The sequence below is a fragment of the Nitrospiria bacterium genome (assembly GCA_036397255.1).
Taxonomy (GTDB): Bacteria; Nitrospirota; Nitrospiria; order DASWJH01; family DASWJH01; genus DASWJH01.
This window is the reverse complement of sequence record DASWJH010000038.1, coordinates 21,011-46,488: the sequence shown is the minus strand read 5'-3', so window position 1 is coordinate 46,488 and position 25,478 is coordinate 21,011. Positions and strand designations below refer to the sequence as shown.

Below are 25,478 nucleotides of genomic sequence, written 5' to 3'. Positions count from 1 at the left end.
GAGAAAACGCCTAACGGTTTTTTTCCCCCTCCCTTTGTCGGCCCTTTTATTTTCACTGGGTTTCCCATGGTTTCCGGCTCGGATGGGAGATCCATCCTTTCTCTGGAATAACGTTTTTCAAAATTCCCCTTATTCGGAAAAGGTGTTTGAAATCATAGACCCATGAAACATTTTAACCTCCATTTTTTTTCAATCCATCAGGCCCATTCCTTTATTTGGATGATCCCTTTTTTGATCGCTGGTTTGGTCTATGCCCAAAGCCTTCGGTTTGGTTTTGTCTGGGATGACCGCGTGGTCATTGAACAGCAGATTTCGGCGTTTCAAAGTTTGGAAGATGCTTTTTTCCCGGAAAAAGGGGTTCATGGGTTGAGCCAACGGTCATACCGGCCCATGGTTTATGCGAGCTATCTTTGGGATACTTTTTTTTGGAAGGTGGATCCCTTCGGTTTTCATTTAACCAATCTATTTTTTCATTTGGGAAATACGATTCTTATCTTCTTTTTAGGGAAGACTTTAATCGGTGATGCCTCTGTGGGAAGGTGGGTCGGTTTTTGGGCTTCTCTTTTCTTTGCCGTTCATCCGGCTCATGTGGAGTCGGTGGCCTGGGTTTCGGGCCGGGGCGATATGATGGCCCTTTGTTTTTTTCTTGTTTCTTTTTTATTGTTTTTAAAGTTTGCGGAACGAAACGCTTGGCTTTTCCTTTGGAGTGCTTCCTTTTTCTATCTTCTTTCCATCTTAAGTAAAGAGGCCACGCTGCTTTTAGTGTTTCTTTTCCCATTGGTTTTTTGGGGGAAAGACAGGGGGGCCATCCATTGGAAGGACCTTCTCATGATGGGGTTGCCTTTTTTGGTTTCGTTGGGCATTTGGGCCATTATGCGATCGGTGGCTTTAGGTGAGGTAACCCCCTCGGTGGACTTTCAGTGGCCCACGTTGTCCGCCCTATGGATGGAGGGATGGTTTGCTTCAGGTTTTTATTTAAAGTTATTATTATGGCCATTTCATTTATCCGCCTTTCCCAATCTTCCCCATACCCTTTTCCTGGGAATGTTTGCTTTTATCAGCGTGGCCATTTCAATAGGGCTCTTGGTTTTAGCCATTCAAAAAAGACGGGTGGATCCCTCTCTTCTTCTGATGGGTTGGTGGTGGATGGGCCTCGCTCCCGCCTTATTGATTTCGGCCAGTTTTCCGGCAACTCCCGTGGCCGAACGGTATATATATATCCCCTCCGCGGGGGGTATTCTGTTACTGGCTTACTGGATTGGGGTAGGTGCAGGGAAAATGTCCTTTTCATGGAAAATCCTCCCGATCCTTTTAATTCCCGTGGCGTGGATGGGGTTTCAATCCTTGGCCAGGACACCGGTATGGGAGAGTGATTTACGGTTTTGGGAGGCCACGGTTCGAGAAATTCCAGAACGGTGGGGAAGTCATCAGAATTTGGCTTTGGCTTATTCCGAAGAGGGGAGGTTTCAAGAGGCGGAAAATGAGTTCCTGAAAGCCCTTGGGCTCACCAATGATAATCATGAGCGACAGCAAACACTCACCAGTCTAGGCATCGATGCGCTAAAGCAAAAAGCCTACGAAAAAGCGAAAATTCATTTAAAAGGGGCTTTAACCTACGATGAAGCCTCGGCCTATCTTCAATATAATTTGGGTTTTCTCTATCAGGTGGACCCGGGCACCCATTCCATGACCGCAGATACGAATCAATTGAAAAAAGCAGTTTATCATTTCGAAAAAGCCTTGGAATATAACCCATTTTATATCGATGCATTTTTGGCGGCCGGCTCTTTGCGAAGGGTTCTGGGGGATGAGGTCCTTGCCCGGGAACACCTGAACAAGGTGGTTGAATTGGGGCCACCAGGGGCCGAGAAAGTTCAAACGGCCAAAAGACAAATGGCTCTGATGGATGTTCTCAAAGCCAATGGCTTTGTACAGAAGGGAGAAACCGATCGTGCGATGGTTCTTTACCGGGTTGCCATTGAGAAGGATCCCGGCTTTGCTGAAGCCCATTACCAGTTGGCAAACCTCCTCCTCTCCAAGGGGAGTGTGGAAGAAGCCCTCGGCCACCTCCGTGCGGCGGTTCAAAGAAAGGGAACTTTTGCCGAAGCCTACTACCAGCTGGGTCAAATTTATACCCAAAAGAAACAATATCAACTCGCTATCGAATCCTACCAGTTCTTTCTTCAACATTGGAAGGGGGATTCCCTGCTTTTAGATAGGGTGAAAACGGAAGTCTCACGATTGGAGCAGCTGGGAAGGTGAGATTAACGCGAAAAGAAGGGTTTTCCCCGTTAGGAATCGGGGGGGGATGGAAAACCTATGGGTTTGCCCTTTTTCCGGTAGGGATCACTCTCCTGCTTTACGGATCGGTACTGCAATTCCAATTCGTTTGGGATGATACCATCTATTTACAAAGTCAGCTTCCGGCTTTTCAAACCTATTGGGATGCCTTTTTCCCGGGTGAAAAGGTCGGACAATTTTATGACCGTTATTACCGTCCCTTAATCTACGTGTCTTATCTTTTTGATCGGACCTTATGGGGTTTTAACCCATGGGGTTATCACCTGACCGTTCTATTATTTCATTTAGCCTGTACACTACTGGTTTTTTTTCTTTCCCGAAACCTGTTTGGAGAATTTCGGGGAATCCCTTGGGGTGCCTGGATGTCCAGCCTGTTTTTTGGTGTTCACCCCATGCATATCGAATCGGTTGCCTGGATGTCCGGGCGAAGCGATGTGATATCGGGATTTTTTATGCTGGTTTCATTGCTGTTTGTTTTAAATCACGGGGAAGGAAAGAAAAAATGGTTTTTTGATATGGGGTCTTCTGTCTTTTTCCTTTTCGCTCTTTTAAGTAAAGAGACGTCAATTTCGTTGTTATTGATTTTTCCCTTTGTTCCATTGTTCTGGAGAAAAGAGAAAGGGGGGAGGCTCTGGAATAAAATGATTCGAATTTCTATTTTACCGGTTTTGGTAGTGATTGGGTATTTTTTAGTACGCAATTGGGCCATGCAAAGTTTTGTGGGAGATCATCTTTGGGTATTTACATCACTATGGGATGGGGGAATAAGGATTTTTTTGGCTTATGGTTTTTATATCTGGAAGATGATTGGGCCCTTTGATTTTAACGCATTTATTGATGTTCTCCCTGATTCCATTTCTTTTGACATTTTGTCCTTGGGGTTAATGGGGTTTTTCTTGGGTATGGTCCTAATCGGTTTAGTCAAAAAAAAGGAGTTTCTTTTTTTGGGAAGTTTTTGGGTTTTGGCCACTCTTTTTCCTTCAGCTCTGATCGCATTGACCGGTGTTCCAACACCTTTAGCGGAGCGTTACCTTTACATTCCTTCTATGGGGGTGTCATTCCTCATCGGGGGTCTCTTTTTGTTTGGATTTCGTTTTTTGCAGGGAAGGAGGTCAACGGAAAAAGGAGTTTCGGCACTTTTTCTCTTTTTCATGGCCCCATTTGCCTTCATGTTGATCGGATTGATGTTTCTGACTTGGCAGCGTCTTCCGATTTGGGAGAACAACCAGACCTTTTGGAAGGAAACGGCGGAAAAAAACCCTCAATCTTGGCTGCCGCACCAAAACCTGGGCCTGGTTTTCCATGAAAACGGAACCTATTCTCAAGCCGAAAGGGAATTTCAATTGGCCTTGGCCCTTTCAAAAAAGCCGGAGGAAATGGCCGCCACCTTAACCAGTTTTGGAATTACCCAGATGCGTCAGGGAAAAAATCAGGATGCGGAAAAAAAGTTCCTGCAATCCCTCAATACGGGGGTGGCCTCTCCCTATGTTTATTATGCACTGGGATTTCTTTACACCTATCAGTGGGACTCAAATGAAGGGCCTTTCAAAAGTGAGGGTGAACGCTTCAATCGTGCCAAGTATTTTTTCCAAAAAGCCATTGACCTAAACCCTTATTATCAACAGGCCTATTTTGAATTAGGGCAATTGGAGTTAAGGCTTGGAAATGAGGGGAGGGCCTTGACGGCATATGAGCGGTTTTTGTCCCTTTCATCAGGAATTTCCTCTCCCACCGTCCAAAATGCTCAGGTGAATTTGGGGGGTATTTATTTCAGAAAAGGAGGGCGGTTATTTTCTTCTCATCAATGGAAAGAGGCGCTGTTGGCGTTTCGAAAAGCCATGGATTATCAGCCTCAAAACGGGGAGATTCATTTTCGGGCTGGAAAAACGCTGGAGAGGTTGGAACAGGTCTCAGAAGCCATGCAGGCCTATCGGCTGGCAGTCCAGTATCATTCCACCCATGTCCAAGCGCGTTATTCCCTGGCCCTTTTATTAGAGAAGGCGGGGAGCTTGAAGGAGGCCCAACAAGAATATAAAATCCTTTTATCCCAAGGCCCCCAAGAAGGGCCTTTATACCAGGAGATTCAAGAGAGAGTGAGGCGATTATCCGGGGGTTAATGGTTTGCCAGCGGCACTCTAAAGTGCTACAATGGCAATCACTTATGTGAGGGAGCTCACTTTGCAATTTTTCCCGCCAAAACGTACCGTAAAGCGTTTTCCATTTTTTAATGAAAAGGAGTTTTCGTGAAACGTCGCCAGGAATATATGAGATTAATCCTGGTGGTGTTCCTAGGCCTTTGGGTGCTCATCATCGTTTATCAGTGGACACGCTCTGAACCCCAAAAAAGGGTGCCGTTAACCTTCGCAAAGGGAGGGGAAACGAAGCAACCCAATAGAGAGGAAACCTTTGCGCTTCAGCTGGATCTTCTAGAAAAAAGGCAACAGGTGGAATGGAAGAAGCCCAAGGATATTTTTAAAACCGTGAGGTTCTTTAAAGCCACCACCACCACTACCACCCTGGCTCCCCCTCCCACGACGACCCTCTATATACCCACTCCCGAAGAGATAGCCGCTGAACATGCACGGCAGAATTTAAGTCAGTTTAGGGTTTTGGGTTTTTTAAATAAGGGAAACCGGGAAGAAGTTTTTTTAAGCAGAGAAGGAGAGCTGTTTATTGCACATCAAGGGGATTTGATTCAAAACCAATATCTTTTGAAGGAGTTGAGTCAAGGGAGGGTGGTTTTAATGGATCCTGGGACGAACGTAGAGGTGACCATTGTGGTTGAATGACCCCGAACCGGATGGTTCGGTTTTATAAAGTGCTGGAGGCTATTAAGAAATACATTTTGAAATTTCAAGACCCGGCTGAAACATTTACCGTTCCGGTCAGAAAAATATGGGTTAGGGTGGAGGGTCTTCTAAAGAAGACTTCATAAGTCATTTTCGTAATGTTCGGAAAAATAAAAAAAGTTTCTTTAAAAATCGGACCTTGATTAAGGAGAAAATTTTGAAAATCTGTTTCGTAAAAGGGGCAACCCAAATTTTTGTATGGTTGGTGGTGTTTTCGGTGATGGGCTGTGTTTCCATGAAAGAGATTCGGCTGGGGGATCAGTTTGCCGAGGAGGGAAACTGGGAAGGGTCCCTGATCCATTACCAAATGGCCCTCGATAAGGATCCCACCAATCTAGAAGTTAGAGAAAAATTAATTGAAGCCAAAAAACGGGTTGCTGCTCTGCACTTCGTTCAGGGAAAACAACTGCTTCAAGAGAAGGAAATCGAATTGGCGATTCAGGAATTTAAACGTGCCTTAAGCTTGGATCCCTCTAAAAAAGAACATCAAAATTCCCTGGCGGGGGCCATGAAATTGAGAGAGGCCCAAAGCTTCTACAAATTAGGAGAACGGTTTGCCAACATTTCAAGATTTGATGATGCCATCTCTGAATTTGAGAAGGCGCTGGAGTTGGATCCCTCCCATGTTTTGGCACAAGAGGGTTTGATCAGAATTAATGCTCTTATGGAGAAACAAAAAGCAGAGGGAGAATTAGCTTTAAAATCGACACAGCCCATTACCCTTAAATTTCAAAATGCCCGGTTGAAAGAGGTCTTCGAACTGCTGGCCAAAACCTCAGGGATCAATATCCTTTTTGATAAGGATGTCCGTGATGATAATGTGACCATCTTTGTAAGGGACGTTTCTTTTAATGAAGCATTGAATTTGATCCTGGCCACCAACAACCTTTTCATGAAAAAAATCAATGAAGAAACCATTCTCATCGTTCCAAAAATTAAGCAAAAGGTGGATCAGTATCAAGATTTGTTGATTCGGACCTTTTACCTCTCAAACGTTCCGGCAAAGGATATGGTCAACCTGCTTCGGACCATGTTGGAAACCCGCCGGGTCTTTGTAAACAATGACCTCAATGCGATTGTCTTGCGGGATACTCCTGAGAAAATTGAGCTTGCCGAAAAGATTATTCATGCCAATGATCGAAAAGTTGCCGAGGTGACATTTGATGTGGAAATTTTGGAAGTCAACGAACAAAAAATGAGCAAATTGGGGTGGAATTTTTCTTCCAATCAAGCCCAATTTTCCCTGACCCCTCCTGGGGGAACAGTCTCATCGTCAGGAGCCACAACCATTAGTGTGGAACAGTTAACCAATCTGGGAACCGCGGCATATCTTTTCACACTTCCCAGTGTGATCATTGATTTTCTAAAAACGAACTCCGATGCAAAGACACTAGCCAATCCTAAAATCCGAATCCTCAACAATGAATCCGCAAAAATTAACATTGGAAACAAGGTCCCGATTCTTTTGAGTTCAACCCAGTTTGCTTCAGGAACCGGTACCCAGGCCGTGAGCCAAAACGTCAACGTGACCACCAATATTGAATTTAAAGATACGGGGATCAAATTATCAGTGGATAAACCCAATATTCATTTAAATAATGATGTGACTGTAAAACTCAGTTTGGATATTACGACGCTAGGTCCCAGGGTTGAACTCGGGGAGAACCAATCGCAATTTCAATTCGGAAACCGTTCCGTGGAAACCGTATTAAATATTAGGGATGGGGAAACGGTGGTGATTGGGGGGCTCATTCAAGAGGACGAGAAGAAGTCGGTCAACAAAATCCCCGGGTTAGGTGATATTCCCGTGTTGGGTTACCTTTTTTCAGGATTGGACACCGAAAAACAAAATATCGATTTGCTTTTGACCATCACCCCTCATGTGGTCCGGGGATTGGAGACCCCTGCTGAGGCGATCCAGTCGTTTTGGTCGGGTACGGGGGAGGCTTATTCTACCAAACCCCTATTTTCAGATTTTGCTCCCTTTGGGGGGTTAAAGGAAAGCGATGGCCTTCCCCCGCTCCCAGAAATTCCTGTGGAAAGCCCATCGCCGGGAACCGGGAGATCTCCTGGGACTCCTCCTCGCGGGCAAATTCCTCCATCGATTATTCCCCCTTCGGTTCCCGGAGTCCCACCCTCATCCTTTAATGCGCCACGAAACAACCCTCGGCCTCCCGTTCCTCCTTCCCCAACCGGTTTTCTCCCCCGCTCCAAATTAGGACCCTTTCCGGGCGTTCAGAGCCAGAAAGAAACCGTAGTCATGTTTCGCCCTCAAGAGGGAAACTTGACCATTCAACAGGAATTAGGTATGGCGGTCATGGTCAATCAAATCCCCAGTATGTCCGAGGCGATGCTGACCCTTTCTTATGATCCTGAAATCCTGCACCTCAAAAGTGCCCAGGAGGGTTCTTTCCTCCGGCAAGGTGGGGTTCAAACCTCTTTTACCACATCAAGCAATGGACAGGGAAAAGTTAAAATTCATTTAAAGCGCCTGGGGGATACCCGGGGCATTTCGGGATCGGGAGATCTGATTCAATTGACCTTTTCCGGAAAAGGTGTGGGCACCTCTCCTATTTTTCTTGAAAACCCCCAAATGTTAACCCCCGCAAAAGGTTATCTCCCGATTCAATCCATGCAGGCACAGATCCGTGTCCAATGAAACAAGGACTTTTCAGTTTTTACCGGCAGGTTTCATTTTCCCATTCCCAGAGCGGGATTACCCTTGTTGAAATTATCATTACCCTGACCGTCATTTTTATACTGGCCTCTATTGCACTCCCGATATCAAAAATTACCATCAAAAGGGGAAAAGAGCTGGAGCTTCGAAGAAGTTTAAGGGAAATGCGGGTTGCCATTGATCGGTTTAGATGGGATTATGAGGCAAAAAAGATTTCACGTCTTGAAAGTGATGTGGTCAATAGTGAAAGCGGCTACCCTGTTTCTTTAGACATTTTGGTGGAGGGGGCTCCCAGTGGGGATGTTAAAGGAACGTTACGAAAGTACCTTCGCAGAATTCCAAAAGACCCGATGACCGGAGAAAGGGAATGGGGCCTTCGATGTTATAAAGATCCTCCCGATGAAACCGAGTGGTGTGGGGATGACGTGTTTGATGTTTTCACCCTCAGCGAAGGAGTTGGGCTAGACGGGGTTCATTATCGGGAGTGGTGAGGGTATCTGGAAAATGAAATTAAATAGGTTTGAAATGCGTCTGCCGGTATTAAAAAGGAACGCCGGGTTTACATTGCTTGAAATATTAGTGGTTTTGAGTATTCTTGGCATTTTGGTGACTCTTGCGATCCCCTCTTATCAATTGGCCACACTGAAAGCGAAAGAAGCAACCCTAAAAGAAGATCTTTTTGTTTTTCGGGATCTTCTGGATCAATACTACTCCGATCACGGAAGTTATCCTTCTGCCCTGGAGGATTTGGTGGAAATGGGTTACTTAAGAGCCATTCCGGTGGATCCCATGACCCAATCTAAAGAAACCTGGATTGAAATATTTTTAGAGGAGGCAGAAGGAGATGAACAGGGGGTTTATGATGTTCACAGTGGAAGTAATCTTGTGGGAACGGATGGGACCCCCTATAATGAATGGTAAAAAAAAGGGGGGCGAAAGGGGTAAAGGTGAGGCACTAGGTTAGAGGCAAGAAAAGTAAACCCGTAAGGAGTTAGGTGTGAGGTGGAAAAAAAATCCCGAAGAACCCTTAATATCCTTTTCAATCAAAAAGGATTTACTCTTTTTGTGCTTCTTGCCACCATTGTCATCATCGGTATTTCAACGTCCATTGGGGTAAAGCAATGGAAGACCATTGTGAAACGGGACAAGGAAGCGGAACTGCTTTTCCGGGGGGATCAAATTCGAAGGGCCATTGCTTTATATTTTAATAAACCCGGTGCCCTAAAATACCCCTCTTCGATGGAAGATTTGATGGGGGATGGTTTTGGAAAAAAAAACTACCTGCGTCGTCTGTATAAAGACCCTATGACCAAAAAAGATTTTGAGCTTTTAGGGGTGAACAATGTGATTGTGGGTGTGCGGAGTACCAGTGATGATCTTCCCCTCAAAACCGGAGAATTTCCGGATGCGTATCAATGCTTTGAAGAGGCGGAGACCTATCGGGACTGGTTATTCCTCTACATAAAAAGTGCAAAGAATGAGGAATCCCCCTGTGCCGCCATTGTGAATCTTAAGGTCATTGAGAAATAAGGTCCGTGATTAAAAAAATTGGTGATGGCTTCCAAAGATATTTCTTCCAAATTAAAATCTCCTTCCCCTTCCTTTTCGATGACCGTCCACTCCGAAAAATTCATCAGGGTTATTTTTATCAGCCTGATGAGTTTTGAGCTCCTTCTGGTTTTTTTCGCCATTGCCATAGGAATCGATTTTGTGGAGGGAATGGAAAGAGGGTTTGATTTTGTTGCCGAGTCCTTTTCTTGGGATTCCCAAACCGTCCGCCATTTTGGAAAGGTGTTTGGGGAATTTTTGGAAATGTTGGAAACCACTTTTTTTCTCATTTGTTTTTTGGAATATTTCATTCGAATTGCTCCCGAAATGTTAATCCGGTTTCAGAGCGCCGGAACAAAAATACAGGGTGGAACGGAGGAGAGGATTGCCGAAAATATTTAAACTTGGAAAAAATATGACCGGATCGGGGTTTCAATGGTGAAGGTTGAAGATTCCTGCCCGGTTTGTCATTCCTCAGAAGGGATGAAAACTGTTTGGAACATTGAGGATATGATTACCCAGCGACCTTTTTCTATTGTGGAATGTCCCCATTGTACCATGATGCGTACGCTTCCGGTTCCTGATCACCTGGGGGCTTTTTATGATTCCGATATGGGAAGGATGATGGTGACCGCTCCCAGTAAGACCCATGCCTTTTTAAAAGGTCTATTACTCGGGTTGGAATTGAGGAGAATCATTTCACGGGTTTCTCCCGCCACTTTTGTTGACGTGGGGTGTGGTCCGGGGGATTTTGCCTGTTTTATTCATCGAAAAGGACATTCGGTGATGACCGCAGATGCAGGAGAGGAGCCCCCATCGGCAGTTCAAGCCAGTGGATCCATTCCCTATTACCCCATTGATTTTGACCGATGTGAGATCCGGGGCCTCGAAAGGTTCCCCTCGTCTACGGTAATTTTGCGCCATGTTTTGGAGCATGTCCGGAACCCTAAAATGTTTCTTGAGAAACTCATTCAATATGGGGCTTCTCATTTTTATATTGTGGTTCCCAATACGGCTTGTCTAGAACGGCGTATATTAGGACGATATTGGGGATTTTGGGATCCTCCGAGGCATTTGTGGCATTATAATCACCGGGCCCTTAGATTTTTGTTGGAGAGCCTGGACCTGACCATAATGGCCCAAGGATTTGATACGATCCCCAATATTATTCCCAGTTTTTACCGCTATCTTCGGGTCAAGGGGGTTTCTCCTTTGGTATACAATCTCTTTAAACCGAAAGGGTTTTTAAGTAGCGTTTCAACCCCTTTGAATCTTTTTTTGCCCAAAAATGTAGCCTGGATCCTTGTTTCCGTGAAGGGCTGAAATTAAAATGAGTGTGAGATTTGAAGAAACATTTGGGGGAAAACGGATTTTTTGACGATCATAATTGAGTCACTCTTAAAAAGTCATAAAATATGGTTTTTTGTCATTCCGGCGAAAGCAGGAATCCAGTCTTTTTAAATCAATTGATATTTCCTGGGTCCCGTTTTAAAGGGAATGACGATTTTTTTCGAATCGATCAAGAATGGAAGATTCCCTGATATTTAGAATATACATTGCTCATGGTTTTTAAAGGATTCTTTTTGGAACGGTGGGGAGGAAAAATGGGATTCCCTTTTTCTAAGTTTTTTTCTTATTTCTTTTTTGGTGCGGTGTTTTTATGCGCTCCTTCTGTATGGGGTGAAACCCGTCTTCTTCGTTTTCCGGATATTCATCAGGAAAAGGTTGTGTTTTGTTATGCGGGGGACCTTTGGCAGGTGGGTTCAAAAGGAGGGCAAGCGTCACGGCTTACCTCACATCCGGGACAGGAACTTTTTCCAAAATTTTCCCCGGACGGTCAATGGATTGCTTTTACCGGACAGTATGATGGGGATGAACAGGTCTATGTTATTCCTTCGGAGGGAGGCATTCCCAAACAGCTCACCTTTTATCCTGCCCAGCCCTCGATCCCCTCCCGCTTTGGTTTTGATCACCAGGTTTACGGATGGACCTCGGATGGGAGTCAAATCCTTTTCCGTTCCCTGCGCTATGCATGGCATTATAATATGGGGAAATTGTTTACTGTTCCTTTTCAGGGAGGCTTCCCTCAGCCCCTGCCCATGCCCAGTTCCGGAGCGGGTGATTTCTCCCCGGATGGAAAAAAAATGATATACAGCCCTTTGATGAGGGATTTTAGGACCTGGAAGCGTTATGAAGGGGGTTGGGCACAAAACCTTTTCATCTTTGACTTGAAAACCTTCCAAACCGAAAAAATTACATCAACCCCTCGTTCAGACCGGGATCCGATGTGGATCGGAGATACTATATATTATGTTTCCGACCGGGATGGAAAGTTGAATCTTTTCTCTTATCACCCTTCCACACAAAAAACCCGACAACTGACCCATTATAAGGAATATGATCTTCGGTGGCCCAGTTCGGACGGGCAAGAACAAATCATTTTTGAATTAAATGGAACCCTTCATATTTTCAACCTGAAAAGCGAACAAACCCGGCCCCTATCTATTTCGGTTCCCAATGATGGGGTGGCCATGCGGCCTTCCAGGATTTCCGCGGAAAAGTTCATCGAATCCTTTGCTTTCAGCCCGAAAGGGGAACGGGCTCTTTTTGCGGCACGGGGGGATATTTTTTCCGTTCCGGTGGAAAAGGGACCTACCCGGAATCTTACCCAATCCTCTTATGCCCATGACAAATGGCCCGCATGGTCTCCCAAGGGAAACCATGTTGTTTTTCTTTCCGATCGCAGTGGAGAAGAAGAGCTCTTCCTGATCCCTCAAGACGGCTCTGGGGATTTGGAACCACTCACTCAAGGAGGGAATGCCATGCGATATTTGCCCAAATGGTCTCCCGATGAAAAGCGCATTGCCCTGAGTGATAAAAACGGAAAAATTTTTATTTTGGACATAAAAACCAAAAAGCTTTCTGAAATTGCCGATGACCAGGTGGGACAAGTGGTGGATTATACCTGGTCGGGGGATGGGAACTACCTGGCTTTTAGTTTAAGCGATGACACCTACTATCGGTCTATTTATATATGGGATATAAAAAATAAAAAATTGCAACGGGTAACGGGGTCCTTTTTTAGCGAGTTCAATCCGGTCTGGGACCCTCAGGGAAACTATCTGTTTTTTTTGGGTGTTCGGGCTTTTAACCCTCAGGGAGGTGCCATTGAGCCCAACTTTATTTTAAATCGGGAAGTCAGCATCTATGCCCTGGCGTTACGGAAGGATGTTCCTCATCCTTTTCCACCGGAGAGTGATGAAGTTTCTCCCGGGGAGGATATGCAGAAGGATACGGAAAATGAAAAAGAAAAAAATAAAGGAAAGAATCAAATGATAAAGGGACCCATTGATTTTGAGGGCCTATCGGAAAGGATTACCCAGGTTCCGGTTCAAGCAGATAATTATGAGGAATTATCCGCCACCGAAGGTTACTTGCTGTATCGAAAAACCGGTCCCTCCTATTTCGGCCGAAACAGTGATGTGATCCCTTCCCTTTATCTGTTTTCTATACAGGACCGGAAAGCCACGCTCCTTGCAGAACACGTTTCCGGCTACCAGGTCTCCCATGACGGAAAGAAAATAATTGCCAAGCAAGGAGCCCAATTCTGGGTTTACGAGGCCACTCCCAAGGGAAAGGAGACCAAGAAAAAAATTCCCACCAATGGCCTTATGGTGGATCGCATACCCTCCGAGGAATGGGTCCAGATTTTTGAAGAGGTCTGGCGGCGATTTCGGGATTTCTTTTATGTGGAGAATATGCACGGGTATCCATGGGAAGAAATTCGGGAAAGGTATCGTCCGCTCCTTAAAGATGTTGCCCACCGGGCCGATTTAAATTATGTCCTAGGGGAAATGGTATCAGAACTGAATGTTTCCCATGCCTACGTTAGCGGGGGTGATTTTGAAATCCCCCCGCGTCCTCAGGTAGCCCTTCCCGGAGCTCGGTTTGAAATTGATCCGAGCGTGAAACGCTTTCGAATCGGAAAGATTTATCAAGGGCAGAATGAAGAGGCCCGTTACCGTTCACCTCTCCGAGAAATTGGGGTTCATGTGGAGGAGGGGGAATATGTGATGGCCATCAATGGAAAAGATTTGACAACCGAGGTGAATCCGTATCAATGGCTTCGTCACAAAGCGGATCAGCCCATCCAAATGACGGTTAATAAAAAACCCACTTTGGAAGGGGCGCGAGAGGTGGTGTTTCAGCCCCTTACCCGTGAGGATCAACTCCTCTATTTTAGTTGGGTGGATCGAAATCGACAAATGGTTTCTGAGAAAACCAAAGGGCGGGTGGGCTACCTCCACCTTCCGGATATGGGAGCCAATGGCCTTCGTGAGTTTACAAAATGGTTTTATGGACAGATTCGCAAGGAGGGGCTCATTATCGATATCAGAGGAAATGGGGGGGGGTATGTTTCTCAGATGGTAATTGAGCGGTTAAAGCGGGAGCTGTTGGCCTTGCAGTATTCCAGAAACAGTGATATTCCCCACCCCTATCCCTCCATGGCATTTCATGGTCACATGGTTGGGATTTTGGATGAGACGTCGGCCTCCGATGCTGATATTTTTTCGGCCATGTTTCAGAAAGCCGGGCTGGGGCCCTTAATTGGAAAACGGTCATGGGGAGGGGTGGTGGGAATTCAGAATCACGGTCCGCTGATTGATGGAGGTTCGGTTTTTGTTCCGGAGTTTGGGTTTGCCTCCGATGATGGGCGTTGGATCATTGAGAATTATGGCGTTGAACCCGACAGGGTGGTGGAAAACGACCCCCAGTCGGTGATTCAAGGGAAGGACCTTCAATTGGAGCGTGCCATTCAAGAAGTGATGGATAGGATTCAAAGGGACCCGCGAAGGTTTCCCCCAAAACCGCCTGATCCGATAAAAACGGAATAAAAAACATCAGGTTTTTTGATACATCTTTCGTTTTGGAGAAAACAAAATGGATAAAAAGAAAAAACCCGTTGCCAACAGTACAATGGTTGCTCCAGATGGAAGGTCAAACCAATAGGAAAGGAAAACCCCTCCCACTGAGGAACTCGTTCCGGCCAGGACCGAACAGATCATCATGGTTTTCATGGTGTGGGTGAGCTGGTAGGCGGTTGCGGCGGGAATAATGACCAGGGCAAAAACCAAAACCGCCCCGACCGATTTCAAAGAAATGACGATGGTTAGAGCAATCAATGTCAGCAAGAGGTAAGAAAGGGTTCGGGCTGGAATTCCGGAAGCATCTGCCATTTCTTGATCGAAGGCAATAAAATGAAATTCTTTATAGAAAAGAAAAATAATGAAAAGAATCAAGAAGGTCACGAAGCTCATGATCCAAATATCGGTTTGACTGACTGAAAGGATAGAACCGAAAAGATACCCATACACCTCTGCATTGTAGCCTTTCATCATACCAATAAAGAGAATGGCCAAGGCCATGGTAGAGGTATAGAAGATTCCGGTAGAAACATCCAGTTTCATTTTGCCTTTTTGTTCTAAAAACCCGATCACCCAGACTGCTCCCACCCCAAAAAGGATGGCCAGCCCCATGGGATTGATCCCCAACAGATAAGCCAAGGTGACCCCTGCAAAAGCAGAATGGGCAGTTCCTGCTCCTATAAAAGAAAAACCCTTAAGAATGACAAAAACCCCGATGATGGAGCAGAGACATCCAACCAAAACCGATGAAAGCAATGCCCGTTGAATAAACCCGTAAGAGATCCATTCAGGCATGGTGATGATCCCCCACAATCACAAACGAGCCAGCAGGGCGTTCCATAATAATCACTTCCTTTCCATAGACTTTGGAGAGGGTTTCCTGGTTCAGGATTTCACGGGGTTTCCCGATGGCAAAAAGACGGTGATTCAAAATGGCCATCCGATCCACATGGGGGCTGATGAGGTTAATATCATGGGTCACCATGAGGATAGTGAGGCCAAAATTCTTATGCAGTTTATTGATCAGACTCATCAAACTGTGCTGGGTGTGGGCATCAATCCCCGTGGTAGGCTCATCCAGGAGGAGGACTTCAGGTTTTTGGGCCAGGGTTCGAGCAATAAACACCCGTTGTTGTTGTCCTCCCGAGAGGTAGCCCAAAGGGGTATTCAATTGATCCACTAAACCCACTGCCTCTAATGCTTCCTGAACGATTTCATGGTCCTTCTTTTGGATATGCTTCAGAAGGCCCACTGAACTATACCGCCCCATCAGGACCGTTTCTCGAACGGTGATGGGAAAGTCCGGATTGACAAATCCTTTTTGGGGAAGGTACCCGATCCTCGCCCTGTGGTGGCAACGAAGTTTTTCGCATGAGCAGTCGAAAATGTGAACGGTTCCCTGTATCGGGGTGATGAGCCCCAGGATGGTTTTTAATAAAGTGGTTTTTCCTGATCCGTTGGGACCAATAATCCCTAAAAATTCTCCGGTTGGAATTTCAAGATTAATGTCTTCCAAGGCCAAAGATTGTTGATAGCCAACCGTGACCTGGGAAAAGTGGATTATGTTTTTATTTTTGAAGGCCAAGGAGTTTTTCCCGGGTGAGGAGACCCTGTCTCAAAATGATTTTTCCCGCAAAGCTTCTGCAAGGGTAGCGGCATTATACCGCATCATTGAAAAGTAATCATCTGTTCCAGGAATGGCTCCGGGCAGAACGGTTAGGGTGACCAATTGAGCCCCCGTTTCCTGTGCGAGGGTTCGGGGAATTTTAGGGTTGAGTTGAGGTTCCGAGACGATAACTCGGATGTTCTGTTCTTTGATGGTTTTGACCAAACTGGCCAACTGTTTTGCAGAGGGTTCCGTTCCAATTTGCCCTTGGATTTCTCCGGATATCGTAATTCCAAACCGGTGTGCAAAGTAGGGCCAAGCAGGGTGGTAGCTGATGATTTTTCGATTAGGAATACCCTCGAACAAGTGATGAATCTCCATTTCTAGTACATCTAATTTTTTAAAAAAGAGGTGTTGGTTTTGAATGAATGTGTTTTTTTTCCCCGGGGCAACTTGGATCAGCGCTTTGCTAATATGTTCTGCCATCAACTTGACATTCCGGGGGTCCAGCCAAATATGGGGGTTTCTAAAGTGGGTGTGGTCAGATTTTTCTCGCTGGGGTTCACTATCCTCCAGCAAGGCAACTCCTTGTGAAGTGGTGACGGTCAGCAAATTTTCGTGTTGTGCGTTTTTGATGAATCCCTCTACCCATCCTTCGAGTCCTGCCCCGATTTGAATAAAAAGTTGAGTTTTCTGAAGGGCGGTGAGATCGCTCGGTTTTGGACCATAGGTATGGGGGCTTTCTACCCCTCTTAAAAGACTTTTGACCGAAACGTTTTCGCCCCCGATTTCCTGGACGATGTTTTTGAGGATGGGGATGGTGGTTACCACACGGACCCGTTCATTCCCCCAACTGGTTGAGTGACCCATGAGGGTGATGAGCAGTAAAAATCCAAGCTTGAAGGCCCACAAGCGTGGTTTTCTCCGGTTCATTTTTTCAGGGATTTTTCCCCATCTTTTTAATTTTTTAAATGCCATGGAAGCTGGAAAATAACATTTATTTCAAAATGTTGTCAAACCGACAAATTTCTTGACCCAGGTTTGTTTGATGAGGTAGGCTTCCGTTTGCTAGAGGACATTGGGGAGGTTTGAAACGGTTTTTTAAGTTTAATTTTTATGGAGTGGGAAAAACCAGTTTCCTGGATATTGAAACCTAAAAACTTTCTAATTGGTTTTCTATGAAGATTGTTGGATTAATGTCGGGAACTTCCGCGGATGGAATCGATTCCGCTTTGGTAGACGTTCGTGGGAAAGGGCATCACCCCAAAATCCGTTTATTGGGATTTGAAACTTTTTCTTATCCCGTGGGGGTTCAAAAAAGGATACTCCATGCGGCTTTGAGCGGAACCGTCGATGAGATTTGCCATCTTAATTTTTATCTGGGAGAGTTATTTTCTGATGCTGTCCTTCGTCTTCTTAGAAAAAATGGTTATGAGCCGAATAAGGTTCGTCTGATCGGGTCCCACGGGCAAACCGTTCACCACCTTTCCAAAGGGATCCCAGAAGGGAAAAGGACCATTGCCTCCACCCTTCAAATTGGAGAACCTTCGGTAATTGCGGAGAGGACCGGTATTACCACTGTGGCGGATTTTAGGCCTCGGGATATGGCAGCGGGGGGTGAAGGAGCCCCTTTGGCCCCGCTTTTTCATCAGACTTTATTAGGCCATTCCAAAAAGACACGGCTGGTGGTCAATGTGGGGGGTATCAGTAATGTGACCTTTCTTCCATCTGGGACCAAAGAGGAGGATGTTCTTGCGTTTGATGTGGGGCCCGGCAATATGTTGTTGGATGGATATATCGGTTTTTGCTCTCATGGAAAAAAAAGGATGGACAAAAATGGGACTCTGGCTCGTAAAGGTCAGGTCAATTCAAAATTATTGGGATGGCTAACCCGCCACCCTTTTCTCCGGCAACGTCCTCCAAAGAGTTGTGGCCGTGAAACCTTTGGTCTCCCATATCTTGAAAAGCTCATTCAAAAAGCAAAGACCCTTCATCTATCCCACTCGGATATATTAGCCACCTTAACGGTTTTTTCCGTATATGGAATCGCTTCCTGTTTACAATGGTTGCCCCAAAAGGGCCGAGGTCTTCAAGAGGTTATCGTGGGAGGGGGCGGTGTCATGAACCGAACTTTCATGTTATATCTGAGAAAGATTTTTTCCCCTCTTCCCGTTCAGACCTATGAAGATTATGGGTTCCACAGCCGTGCGGTTGAAGCCATGGCGTTTGCCTTTTTGGCTTTTCTCACCCATGAAGGCATACCTAATAATCTCCCGAGCGTCACGGGAGCAAAGCGACGGGTCATTATGGGAAAAATTGTTAAGGGTTCACCCTTTAAATAACCCGTTCACTCGGTCTTTCTAGGGCGCGGTTTTTCCTAAAAGGCGTTCTAAAGCGGGGGCACCAAATAATGAAAATCCCCGTAAGGCTTCTGGCGGATGACCTGCCACACAGACAATGGGTTTTTTTCCAATAACACCCATAATAAGGGGTTTACCCGAACGCATGGGAACCCCATCTACCAATGTTCCCGGCTTTCCGGCGGCGTTGATGAGGTCTTTGATAAAATCCCGTCCCCCAACGGCCGTTCCTCCCGAAATAAGAACCATATGGGCCTGGGCGAGGGTGTTGTTTAAGCGTTTTAAAAAACCGTTAAAATCATCCTTCATAATCCCTTTAAAAATTGGAATACCACCTTCTTTCAGAACACTGACTGCGAGAGAATAGGAATTACAGTCCCAAATGAGGCCGGGTTTGAGGGGCTTTGTGGGAGGAATGACTTCATTGCCGGATGAAAAGATAGCGACTTTAGGGGCTTTGGCTACTTGAACCTTAAGTATCCCTTGGCTGGCGAGGATTCCAATATCATCGGGTGTCATTTTTTTTCCTTTTGGAATCAATATGGATCCTTTTTTGAGGTCGCACCCTTTGGTTTCAATATTTTCGCCGCTTTGAAGGGCTTTTTTAATTAATATCTGCTTTCCAGATCGTTCAACCTCGAATAAACGGATGACGCTGACATCCCCCGAGGGGATTAAACTTCCCGTGGAGACCTGGTAAGCACCACCTGCGGTAATGGGGGTAATTTTGGACATTCCCAATGTTATTTCTCCAAGGAGAGAAAGGAAAAGAGGGTTTTCCGGGGAGGCCGACTGAATGTCCAGAGTATTTACGACAAACCCTTCAATGATAGAGCGGGAATAGGGAGGGGAGTCGACCAGGGTTTTGATGTCCCTTGCGGTTACCCTTCCCAACGCTTTTTCGATTGGAATTTTTTCTGCCCCAATGGGCCCGATGGGAAAATTGGGAATAAATTGATCAAGTGCCTTTTGAACCGGGTCCTGAGCGTTTGGCGAATCGGGTGGATTTCCTGGATTTTGTTGACTCATTGATCCTCTCCTTTTGGAAAATGAAGTGATTTCTTCCGAACCCATGGATTATATGGTGTGAATAGGTCAGTTTGTCAATGAAATTTCTCTGAGTTTCATATCATTAAACAATGATTGAAAAGAACACCTCTATGATAAAATGGATTTCAGTGGAAACCCTGGTTTGCCTTTACCTCACGAATGGGGTGTTAGGTAAAGAGAATGGGAAAAGGGACTCCCTACGCTTGACTCCTTTTTTGGAATTCTTTACTATCCCATTCTATTTTATTTTCAATGGTTTTTTGGGTTTTAGCAATTCTTTGAGAAGAGGTGTTTTGAAAAAGGAAAGAACCAGATCGTTTTGGAAACAAGAGGAGAGATATGAACCAGGATCGGCGAAGGGGAGATCGCAGGGGTTTATCCCGAAGAAAAAATTTACTGAGAAGATTGAGAACCCGGCGAAGTGGACAAGATCGTAGAGTCCACCGTTCTCCTCGAAAAATTGAGGTTGAAAAGCGCCTCGAAGAGCGAAGACAGGAGGATCGGAGGGAAGATGAGCGACGAGGGGCCCTCCCAGGGGGGGTAGACATATCGGGAAATTAGAATATTTTTTTGAGGCAATGATGAACGGTTTGGGGCTGAGAACATGAAACCCAACGAGCGCACATTAACCAAGTTAATGGCGGATTTGCAGGATGAATATAACTCTCTGGAAAAGTATCGATTCCAGGCTGAAAAAGTCCCCCATCCAGTGGTCAAGGCCAAGCTGGAGAAACTCTGTGAAATTGAGCGGAAACATGTGCAGGTTTTGGAAAAGGTATTGGGGTTGCATATGGAAGTTCATGTGAATTCAGAAAAACCGGCCCATCAGGAAGGGAGATCCGTTCACGAGATGTTGGCGCAGGATTATGAAGATGAACGCCAAGCGTATCTTCGTTACCAGAGAGAATATGAAGAAACAGAAGATGAGGAATTGAAAAAACTTCTGAAACACCTGGCGCAGGACGAGTTGGCTCACATGGACCTGTTGAAGGAAATTTATCGAACGCTTGTTTGATCCTCCGAGGTCGTTTTCAAATTTGGCGATTCATTGGCCAAATACACCCTTGAAGCTGGAACGTTTATATTTGTTATTCTTCCTAGTTTTCAAGGGGGTGACCCCTTAGTATCCCCTTTGGAATAAGGGGTACTCCCTTTCTCTCCCCTTAGAAAAAGGGGATTCTCCAATTCTCTCCCCCTTTAGAAAAGGGGGAATAAGGGGGATTTGAGATTATAAAATCTCCCCTGGCCCCTCTTTAAAAAAGAGGGGGAGTTCGGTGCGGGCCTTTTCCAAAGAGGGGAAAGTTTGGAGAGGCCTCAATTCCAAGGGATGGGGAGATTTTGAATGTTTTTCCCTTTGGAATAAGGGGTACTCCCTTTCTCTCTCCCTTAAGAAAAGGCGGAATAAGGGGGATTTGAAAATTCAGTTTTTGCTCTGGATACCCCGAAGTTTTGCGGTGCGGGGATCTTTATTGCATTGCAATTTTCTTGGAATTTCCCCCCCCTCTTTGGGTCCAGTTATGGCGGGGGCTTCTCATTGACTAATCCCCATTGTTGCGTTATGTTTTGAAATAACCGCGTGTGATATGGGTCAAAAGATTGGGGAGGGTCCCTTACGGAAACAGAAACCAAATGGATGGAAAGCCGGCGCTTTCACCGAACCCAAATTCCGTTTCGTCTCGTTATCTCCCGTTCATCGGATAATAAAAGTGTGATGACTTATGGATGGGTCATCGGAAGAGGGGGATTGGGATTTATGAGTAAAAAGCCTTTTCAGATTGAAGCGGATATTAATATGCGGATTTATTTTGCCTCCGATGGATGGTTCAAAAAAACGGAATGGTTGGAGGGTAGGGTTCGTTGGGTCAAGCCCATTAGCCAATCCTATGCCATGGGAATTGAATTTAATGAACCGATTGGTGATGACCAACCCGACTTGCTTTCCTATATTGAAGCGGGGGATTACCATGGGCGGTTTTGGCGACACGAAATTCCACCGGTCAATAGTGGGTCCCTCTAATTTAAGATTAATTTCCTTCCATATACTTAAATTCACCTATTCAACATGACCTCTTAACATAATTATGATTTTCAATAAAGTTTTCGGAATTTCATTATGTTTTTTAATCCTCGTCCAAGGGTGTGGCGATGGGGGTTCTTCCAGTACGGTCTCTGGCAATTCTGTTTTAGGTTGCTCGGCCTCCGCGTCTTCCCAAGCCATTTTAATTGCCCAGGAAGGTCCCAAGGCCTTTGGGAACACTGTGGGTTTGCTTAAGCGTTGGGTTGAACGTGGACGGGATTTCTTGAAATCCCAAAAAGGGGTTCAGGTTGCCAATGCCCAAGGGGTTTCAGCAATGGTTACCGGAAATGTAACCTACGAAGACCGGGAATATAATTCCGCTGGGTTTACCGGTAATCGGACCTCGAATCCGATTCGGTTTGGCCAGGTGCAGGTTATACGGGTAAACGATGGGGCGGTATTAGCCACCGGGGCCAGTGATGGCGGTGGGGTTTATTCCATTTCCTTTTCAAACGATGGAGCCACGGGGGTCTATGTTCGTGTTCTATCCAAGACGGACAGCGGCCAGAACGTTAATTTGGAAGTGAGAGATAATCGGACACAAAATGCCCTCTATGCAGTGACTTCAACCTCCTTTGACGAAAATTCAGTCCCTTCATCTGTCAATATTCATGCCACGGTGGCAAGCGGTGGGGGCGGTCCTTTTAATATTCTGGATGTTCTCACTGAGGCTTCTGAATGGGTTCGAAACCTTGATGGAACCGCTCCACCCCTCTTAAAAGCCTATTGGGAAACAGGTACCACGGATGGTACCTGTTTCAATTCCGCTCTTGATTCCATCTTCCTTCTTGGAGAAGCAACTGATACCGATGAATATGACGATGATATCATTATCCATGAGTATGCTCATTTTCTATCCGAGAAATTATCCAGGGATGATTCCCCCGGAGGTCCCCACACCCTCCGCGATTCAACCCAGGATACCCGTTTGGCTTGGTCGGAGGGATTTGCCCATTTTCTCTCCAGCGCTGTTCAAAAAAAATCCAGTCAAATTGATACGAAAGGAGGAGATAACGGAGGTTCTACATTTTTTGAAATTGAGGGTCCATCCCTTTCTTCTCTTGCCCTTTTTTCTTCCAATGAAATTGCGGTTGCAGCGGTTCTATGGGATATTTTTGATGACCCAATGGATGTTTCCATCACGGGATCTCAGCCAGAAGCTTTTGATACCTTGACCTTGGGGGGTTCTCCTATCTGGGATGTGTTTACGCAATCCCTTCCTAACAAGTCCCCGGCCAAGCTGGGAACCTTTTGGGAGGGTTGGTTTGATCGCGGCCATAATGAATTAGTAGGAATGACATCGATTTTTGGGGATCGAAAAATTGATTTTTTTGAAGATATATTTGAACTCAATGACGACAATTTTAATCCTAATCGGAAAATCACAGGATCAACAGAATTCCACACCTTTTATTTATCCACTTTTGGAAATGATGTTGATGTGGTGGGATTTGATGCAGTGGGTAATCAGTTTTATACGGTTCAAACCGAAAACCTCACCAATGGCGCGGATACCTTTATGGAAATCTATTGCTGTGATTCCGTCCCTTCTTTTATTGCTTTCAGTGATAATTTGAACGGCCAGACCTACACGTTTGATTGCGGATTAAGCTGTCCTCCAAACGATCAAACAACCCTATCTTCCAGCCGAATTTTCATGGCGACCCAAACGGGGGTCCATTATGTCCGCATTACCCGTTCTCCCTCCGTTCCTGCTTCCGCAGGCCGCTTTGGTTCCTATGTGTTGAGGATTCAATAATCTCCATAAGAGAAAAATTCTTTAAAAATAAAGCCTTCCGGTCTTGAATGAAATTTATTAAAATGTTAAATTATGGTATTCTTGTTACCATTTTAAAAAACCATATCCGTCATCTCATGATTTTCGTTTTAATCATTCCCCTATTAAAGGGAGAGCAATAGTCATGGCATGGTTTCGAAAAGGTTCCTCTGATGAGCCCAGCCCTGAACGGAAAAAAGGAAAAATTCCGGAGGGCCTTTGGGTGAAGTGCAACAACTGCCGTGAAATCGTTTATCGAAAAGAAGTGGAAAAGAATGAAAAGGTCTGTCCAAAATGCGATTACCATTTCCCCATTTCCGTTGGGGAGCGGATCGCCCTCATGCTGGATGAGGGGAGCTTCAAGGAATGGGATCAGGAAATTTATCCCGTGGATGTATTGGATTTTCGGGATACCCAAAAATATAAGGACCGGTTGAAGGTTCACCGGGAAAAAAGCGGGACCCAAGAAGCCATTGTGGTGGGAGAGGGGGGAATTAAAGGGCACTCTGTTATTTTTGGATTGTTTAATTTTGCATTTATGGGCGGGAGCATGGGGTCCGTTGTGGGGGAGAAAATTGTCCGAGCCGCGGAACGGGCTGTTCTGACCCGGCGTCCCTTTATTTTGGTTACCGCGTCAGGGGGGGCCCGTATGCAGGAAGGAACCCTGTCCCTAATGCAGATGGCCAAAACCAGTGCGGCCATTGCCCGTTTACATGAAAATCGGGTCCTCTTTATTCCTGTTTTAACTGATCCCACTTTTGGGGGCGTTACCGCCAGTGTGGCCATGTTGGGTGATGTGATTATTGCCGAACCGAAAGCGCTCATCGGTTTCGCCGGGCCCCGCGTGATTGAACAGACGATTAAACAACAGCTTCCGGCGGGGTTCCAAAGGGCGGAGTTTCTTCTGGAGCACGGAATGCTGGATATGATCGTCGAGCGAAAACGCCTCAAAGATGTTTTGGCGAAGCTTATCGAGTTTTTTTGATTATGGGAATTAAAGACACCATCGATTTTCTTTTTAGTCTTCAATGGCGGGGGATGAAAGTGGGTTTGGAAAATATGACCCGCTTGATGGAATTTCTCGGCAATCCTCATCGTTGTTTTCCCTCTATCCATATTGCAGGAACCAACGGAAAGGGGTCTACTGCGGCTATTTTGTCTTCTATTCTCCAGGCGCAAGGGATTCGGGTGGGATTGTATACCTCCCCCCACCTGGTTGATTTTAACGAGCGGATTCGAGTGAATCATAATCTCATTCAGGATGAGGATTTGGTTCTGCTTACCCATGAAATTCAAAATGTCCTTTCCCAACATCCTCCTCACATTTCAAATCAACAAAACCCTGTTCTTCCCACTTTTTTTGAATTTACGACCGCAATGGCTTTTCTTCACTTTGCGCGGGAAGGGGTAGAGATGGCTGTGGTGGAGGTGGGGATGGGAGGCCGTTTTGATGCCACCAATTTACTGATTCCAGAAGTGTCGGTCATTACACAAATAGACCGGGACCACTGTCAACACCTGGGATATCAGCTGGAGCAGATTGCCTTTGAAAAAGCGGGAATTATCAAACCCATGGTGCCCGTGGTGACCTCCGAGACCAAAGAAGGGCCCCTGGGGGTGATCCGTTCCCGAGCGTTGGAAGAAAAAGCGCCCTTGACCTGTGTGAATGAAACTGTTCAGGTAAGGGGGGAAGATCCGGGGTGTTTTTCCTATCGTGGCCCTGTATTTTCTTTGGATGATTTGTCTTGTTCTCTCAAAGGGGCCCATCAAGTCCAGAACGCCGCAACTGCTCTAGCGGTTTTAGAAATCCTTTCGCAAAAAGGTTATCATCTAGAAACCGAAAAAGTCCTTTTGGGGTTGAAGCAGGTTAAATGGGAGGGAAGGCTTCAAATAGTAGAAGAGGACCCTCTCATCATTCTAGATGGTGCACATAATCCCGCCGCTGCTTTCGTGCTTTCCCGTGCTCTTAGGGAAATACGCATAGGGCGACAACGGGTGATTCTGGTCATCGGAATGCTTAAGGATAAAGATTTTCCCGGGTTTTTTAATGAAATCATTCCTTTAGCAGACGAAGTGATATTGACCCGCCCTGATTATGAAAGGGCCGCTTCTGTTTCTCAACTGGAAGTTGCCGTTGAGTCCTACCATGTTCCTTACCATTGTATTCAAAGGGTTTCAGACGCAATGGGTTTGGCCCGGTCCCATGCGTTCCCTCAAGATCTAATTTGTGTCACAGGTTCTCTTTACACGGTTGGAGAAGTAAAAGCCCACCTGGAGGGAAAGGTCCCCTCCCTGCTTAAAGGGTGAG

Annotated in this window: 21 protein-coding genes; 17 read left to right on the top strand and 4 right to left on the bottom strand. The window is 45.7% G+C overall.

The window, feature by feature from the left end:
* Positions 1-162: 162 nt before the first annotated feature.
* The 10 genes from VGB26_04990 (at position 163) to VGB26_04945 (ending at position 14,270) form a co-directional block, all read left to right on the top strand.
* Positions 163-2,262, top strand: coding sequence for a tetratricopeptide repeat protein (locus tag VGB26_04990; protein ID HEX9757142.1), 2,100 nt, complete (start codon positions 163-165; stop codon positions 2,260-2,262).
* A complete protein-coding gene (locus tag VGB26_04985; protein HEX9757141.1) occupies positions 2,259-4,418 on the top strand; it encodes a tetratricopeptide repeat protein in 2,160 nt (719 codons plus the stop codon). Before VGB26_04990 ends, VGB26_04985 begins: the two co-directional genes overlap by 4 nt.
* Before the next feature lie 126 nt (positions 4,419-4,544).
* Entirely contained in the window at positions 4,545-5,090 is a 546-nt protein-coding gene (locus tag VGB26_04980; protein ID HEX9757140.1) for a hypothetical protein, read from the top strand.
* Between the two features lie 217 nt (positions 5,091-5,307).
* Positions 5,308-7,809 carry a secretin N-terminal domain-containing protein gene (locus VGB26_04975; protein ID HEX9757139.1) on the top strand — a complete coding sequence of 834 codons (2,502 nt, stop codon included), beginning with the start codon at positions 5,308-5,310 and terminating at the stop codon, positions 7,807-7,809.
* Positions 7,806-8,318: a prepilin-type N-terminal cleavage/methylation domain-containing protein gene (locus tag VGB26_04970; protein HEX9757138.1), complete on the top strand. Its 513-nt coding sequence runs from the start codon at positions 7,806-7,808 to the stop codon at positions 8,316-8,318. The genes VGB26_04975 and VGB26_04970 overlap by 4 nt, the downstream gene beginning before the upstream one ends.
* A 13-nt stretch (positions 8,319-8,331) precedes the next feature.
* On the top strand, positions 8,332-8,748 hold the full coding sequence (locus VGB26_04965) for a prepilin-type N-terminal cleavage/methylation domain-containing protein (GenBank protein ID HEX9757137.1): 417 nt from the start codon (positions 8,332-8,334) through the stop codon (positions 8,746-8,748).
* A gap of 81 nt (positions 8,749-8,829) precedes the next feature.
* On the top strand, positions 8,830-9,357 hold the full coding sequence (locus VGB26_04960) for a type II secretion system protein (GenBank protein ID HEX9757136.1): 528 nt from the start codon (positions 8,830-8,832) through the stop codon (positions 9,355-9,357).
* 24 nt (positions 9,358-9,381) lie between these two features.
* On the top strand, positions 9,382-9,777 hold the full coding sequence (locus VGB26_04955) for a hypothetical protein (GenBank protein HEX9757135.1): 396 nt from the start codon (positions 9,382-9,384) through the stop codon (positions 9,775-9,777).
* Positions 9,778-9,810: 33 nt separating this feature from the next.
* Entirely contained in the window at positions 9,811-10,698 is an 888-nt protein-coding gene (locus tag VGB26_04950; protein ID HEX9757134.1) for a class I SAM-dependent methyltransferase, read from the top strand.
* Between the two features lie 281 nt (positions 10,699-10,979).
* Entirely contained in the window at positions 10,980-14,270 is a 3,291-nt protein-coding gene (locus VGB26_04945; protein HEX9757133.1) for a S41 family peptidase, read from the top strand.
* A 6-nt stretch (positions 14,271-14,276) separates the two neighbouring features.
* Here the strand turns inward: VGB26_04945 and VGB26_04940 are convergent, their stop codons facing one another.
* From VGB26_04940 to VGB26_04930, 3 genes are read right to left on the bottom strand one after another with little or no spacing between them, the layout of a single operon-like run.
* Positions 14,277-15,095 carry a metal ABC transporter permease gene (locus VGB26_04940; GenBank protein ID HEX9757132.1) on the bottom strand — a complete coding sequence of 273 codons (819 nt, stop codon included), beginning with the start codon at positions 15,093-15,095 and terminating at the stop codon, positions 14,277-14,279.
* Entirely contained in the window at positions 15,088-15,885 is a 798-nt protein-coding gene (locus VGB26_04935) for a metal ABC transporter ATP-binding protein (GenBank protein HEX9757131.1), read from the bottom strand. The genes VGB26_04940 and VGB26_04935 overlap by 8 nt, the downstream gene beginning before the upstream one ends.
* Positions 15,886-15,915: 30 nt before the next feature.
* Entirely contained in the window at positions 15,916-16,839 is a 924-nt protein-coding gene (locus VGB26_04930) for a metal ABC transporter substrate-binding protein (protein HEX9757130.1), read from the bottom strand.
* Positions 16,840-17,084: 245 nt separating this feature from the next.
* Between VGB26_04930 and VGB26_04925 the strand changes: the two genes are divergently transcribed.
* Positions 17,085-18,248: an anhydro-N-acetylmuramic acid kinase gene (locus VGB26_04925; GenBank protein ID HEX9757129.1), complete on the top strand. Its 1,164-nt coding sequence runs from the start codon at positions 17,085-17,087 to the stop codon at positions 18,246-18,248.
* A gap of 18 nt (positions 18,249-18,266) precedes the next feature.
* On the opposite strand, the gene VGB26_04920 is transcribed toward VGB26_04925, so the two are convergent.
* A complete protein-coding gene (locus tag VGB26_04920) occupies positions 18,267-19,295 on the bottom strand; it encodes a molybdopterin molybdotransferase MoeA (GenBank protein ID HEX9757128.1) in 1,029 nt (342 codons plus the stop codon).
* A 360-nt stretch (positions 19,296-19,655) separates the two neighbouring features.
* Here VGB26_04920 and VGB26_04915 point away from each other — a divergent pair, with 360 nt between their 5' ends.
* The 6 genes from VGB26_04915 to VGB26_04890 all read left to right on the top strand — a co-directional run bounded on the left by VGB26_04915 (position 19,656) and on the right by VGB26_04890 (position 25,477).
* Positions 19,656-19,877 (top strand): hypothetical protein, encoded by a 222-nt coding sequence (locus VGB26_04915; GenBank protein HEX9757127.1) that lies wholly within the window; start codon positions 19,656-19,658, stop codon positions 19,875-19,877.
* Positions 19,878-19,920: 43 nt separating this feature from the next.
* Positions 19,921-20,331 (top strand): ferritin-like domain-containing protein, encoded by a 411-nt coding sequence (locus VGB26_04910; protein ID HEX9757126.1) that lies wholly within the window; start codon positions 19,921-19,923, stop codon positions 20,329-20,331.
* A gap of 618 nt (positions 20,332-20,949) precedes the next feature.
* Entirely contained in the window at positions 20,950-21,333 is a 384-nt protein-coding gene (locus tag VGB26_04905; GenBank protein HEX9757125.1) for a PilZ domain-containing protein, read from the top strand.
* Positions 21,334-21,397: 64 nt separating this feature from the next.
* Positions 21,398-23,152 (top strand): hypothetical protein, encoded by a 1,755-nt coding sequence (locus VGB26_04900; protein HEX9757124.1) that lies wholly within the window; start codon positions 21,398-21,400, stop codon positions 23,150-23,152.
* Between the two features lie 163 nt (positions 23,153-23,315).
* On the top strand, positions 23,316-24,155 hold the full coding sequence (gene accD / locus VGB26_04895; GenBank protein HEX9757123.1) for an acetyl-CoA carboxylase, carboxyltransferase subunit beta: 840 nt from the start codon (positions 23,316-23,318) through the stop codon (positions 24,153-24,155).
* 2 nt (positions 24,156-24,157) lie between these two features.
* Entirely contained in the window at positions 24,158-25,477 is a 1,320-nt protein-coding gene (locus tag VGB26_04890) for a folylpolyglutamate synthase/dihydrofolate synthase family protein (GenBank protein HEX9757122.1), read from the top strand.
* Position 25,478 lies beyond the last annotated feature (1 nt).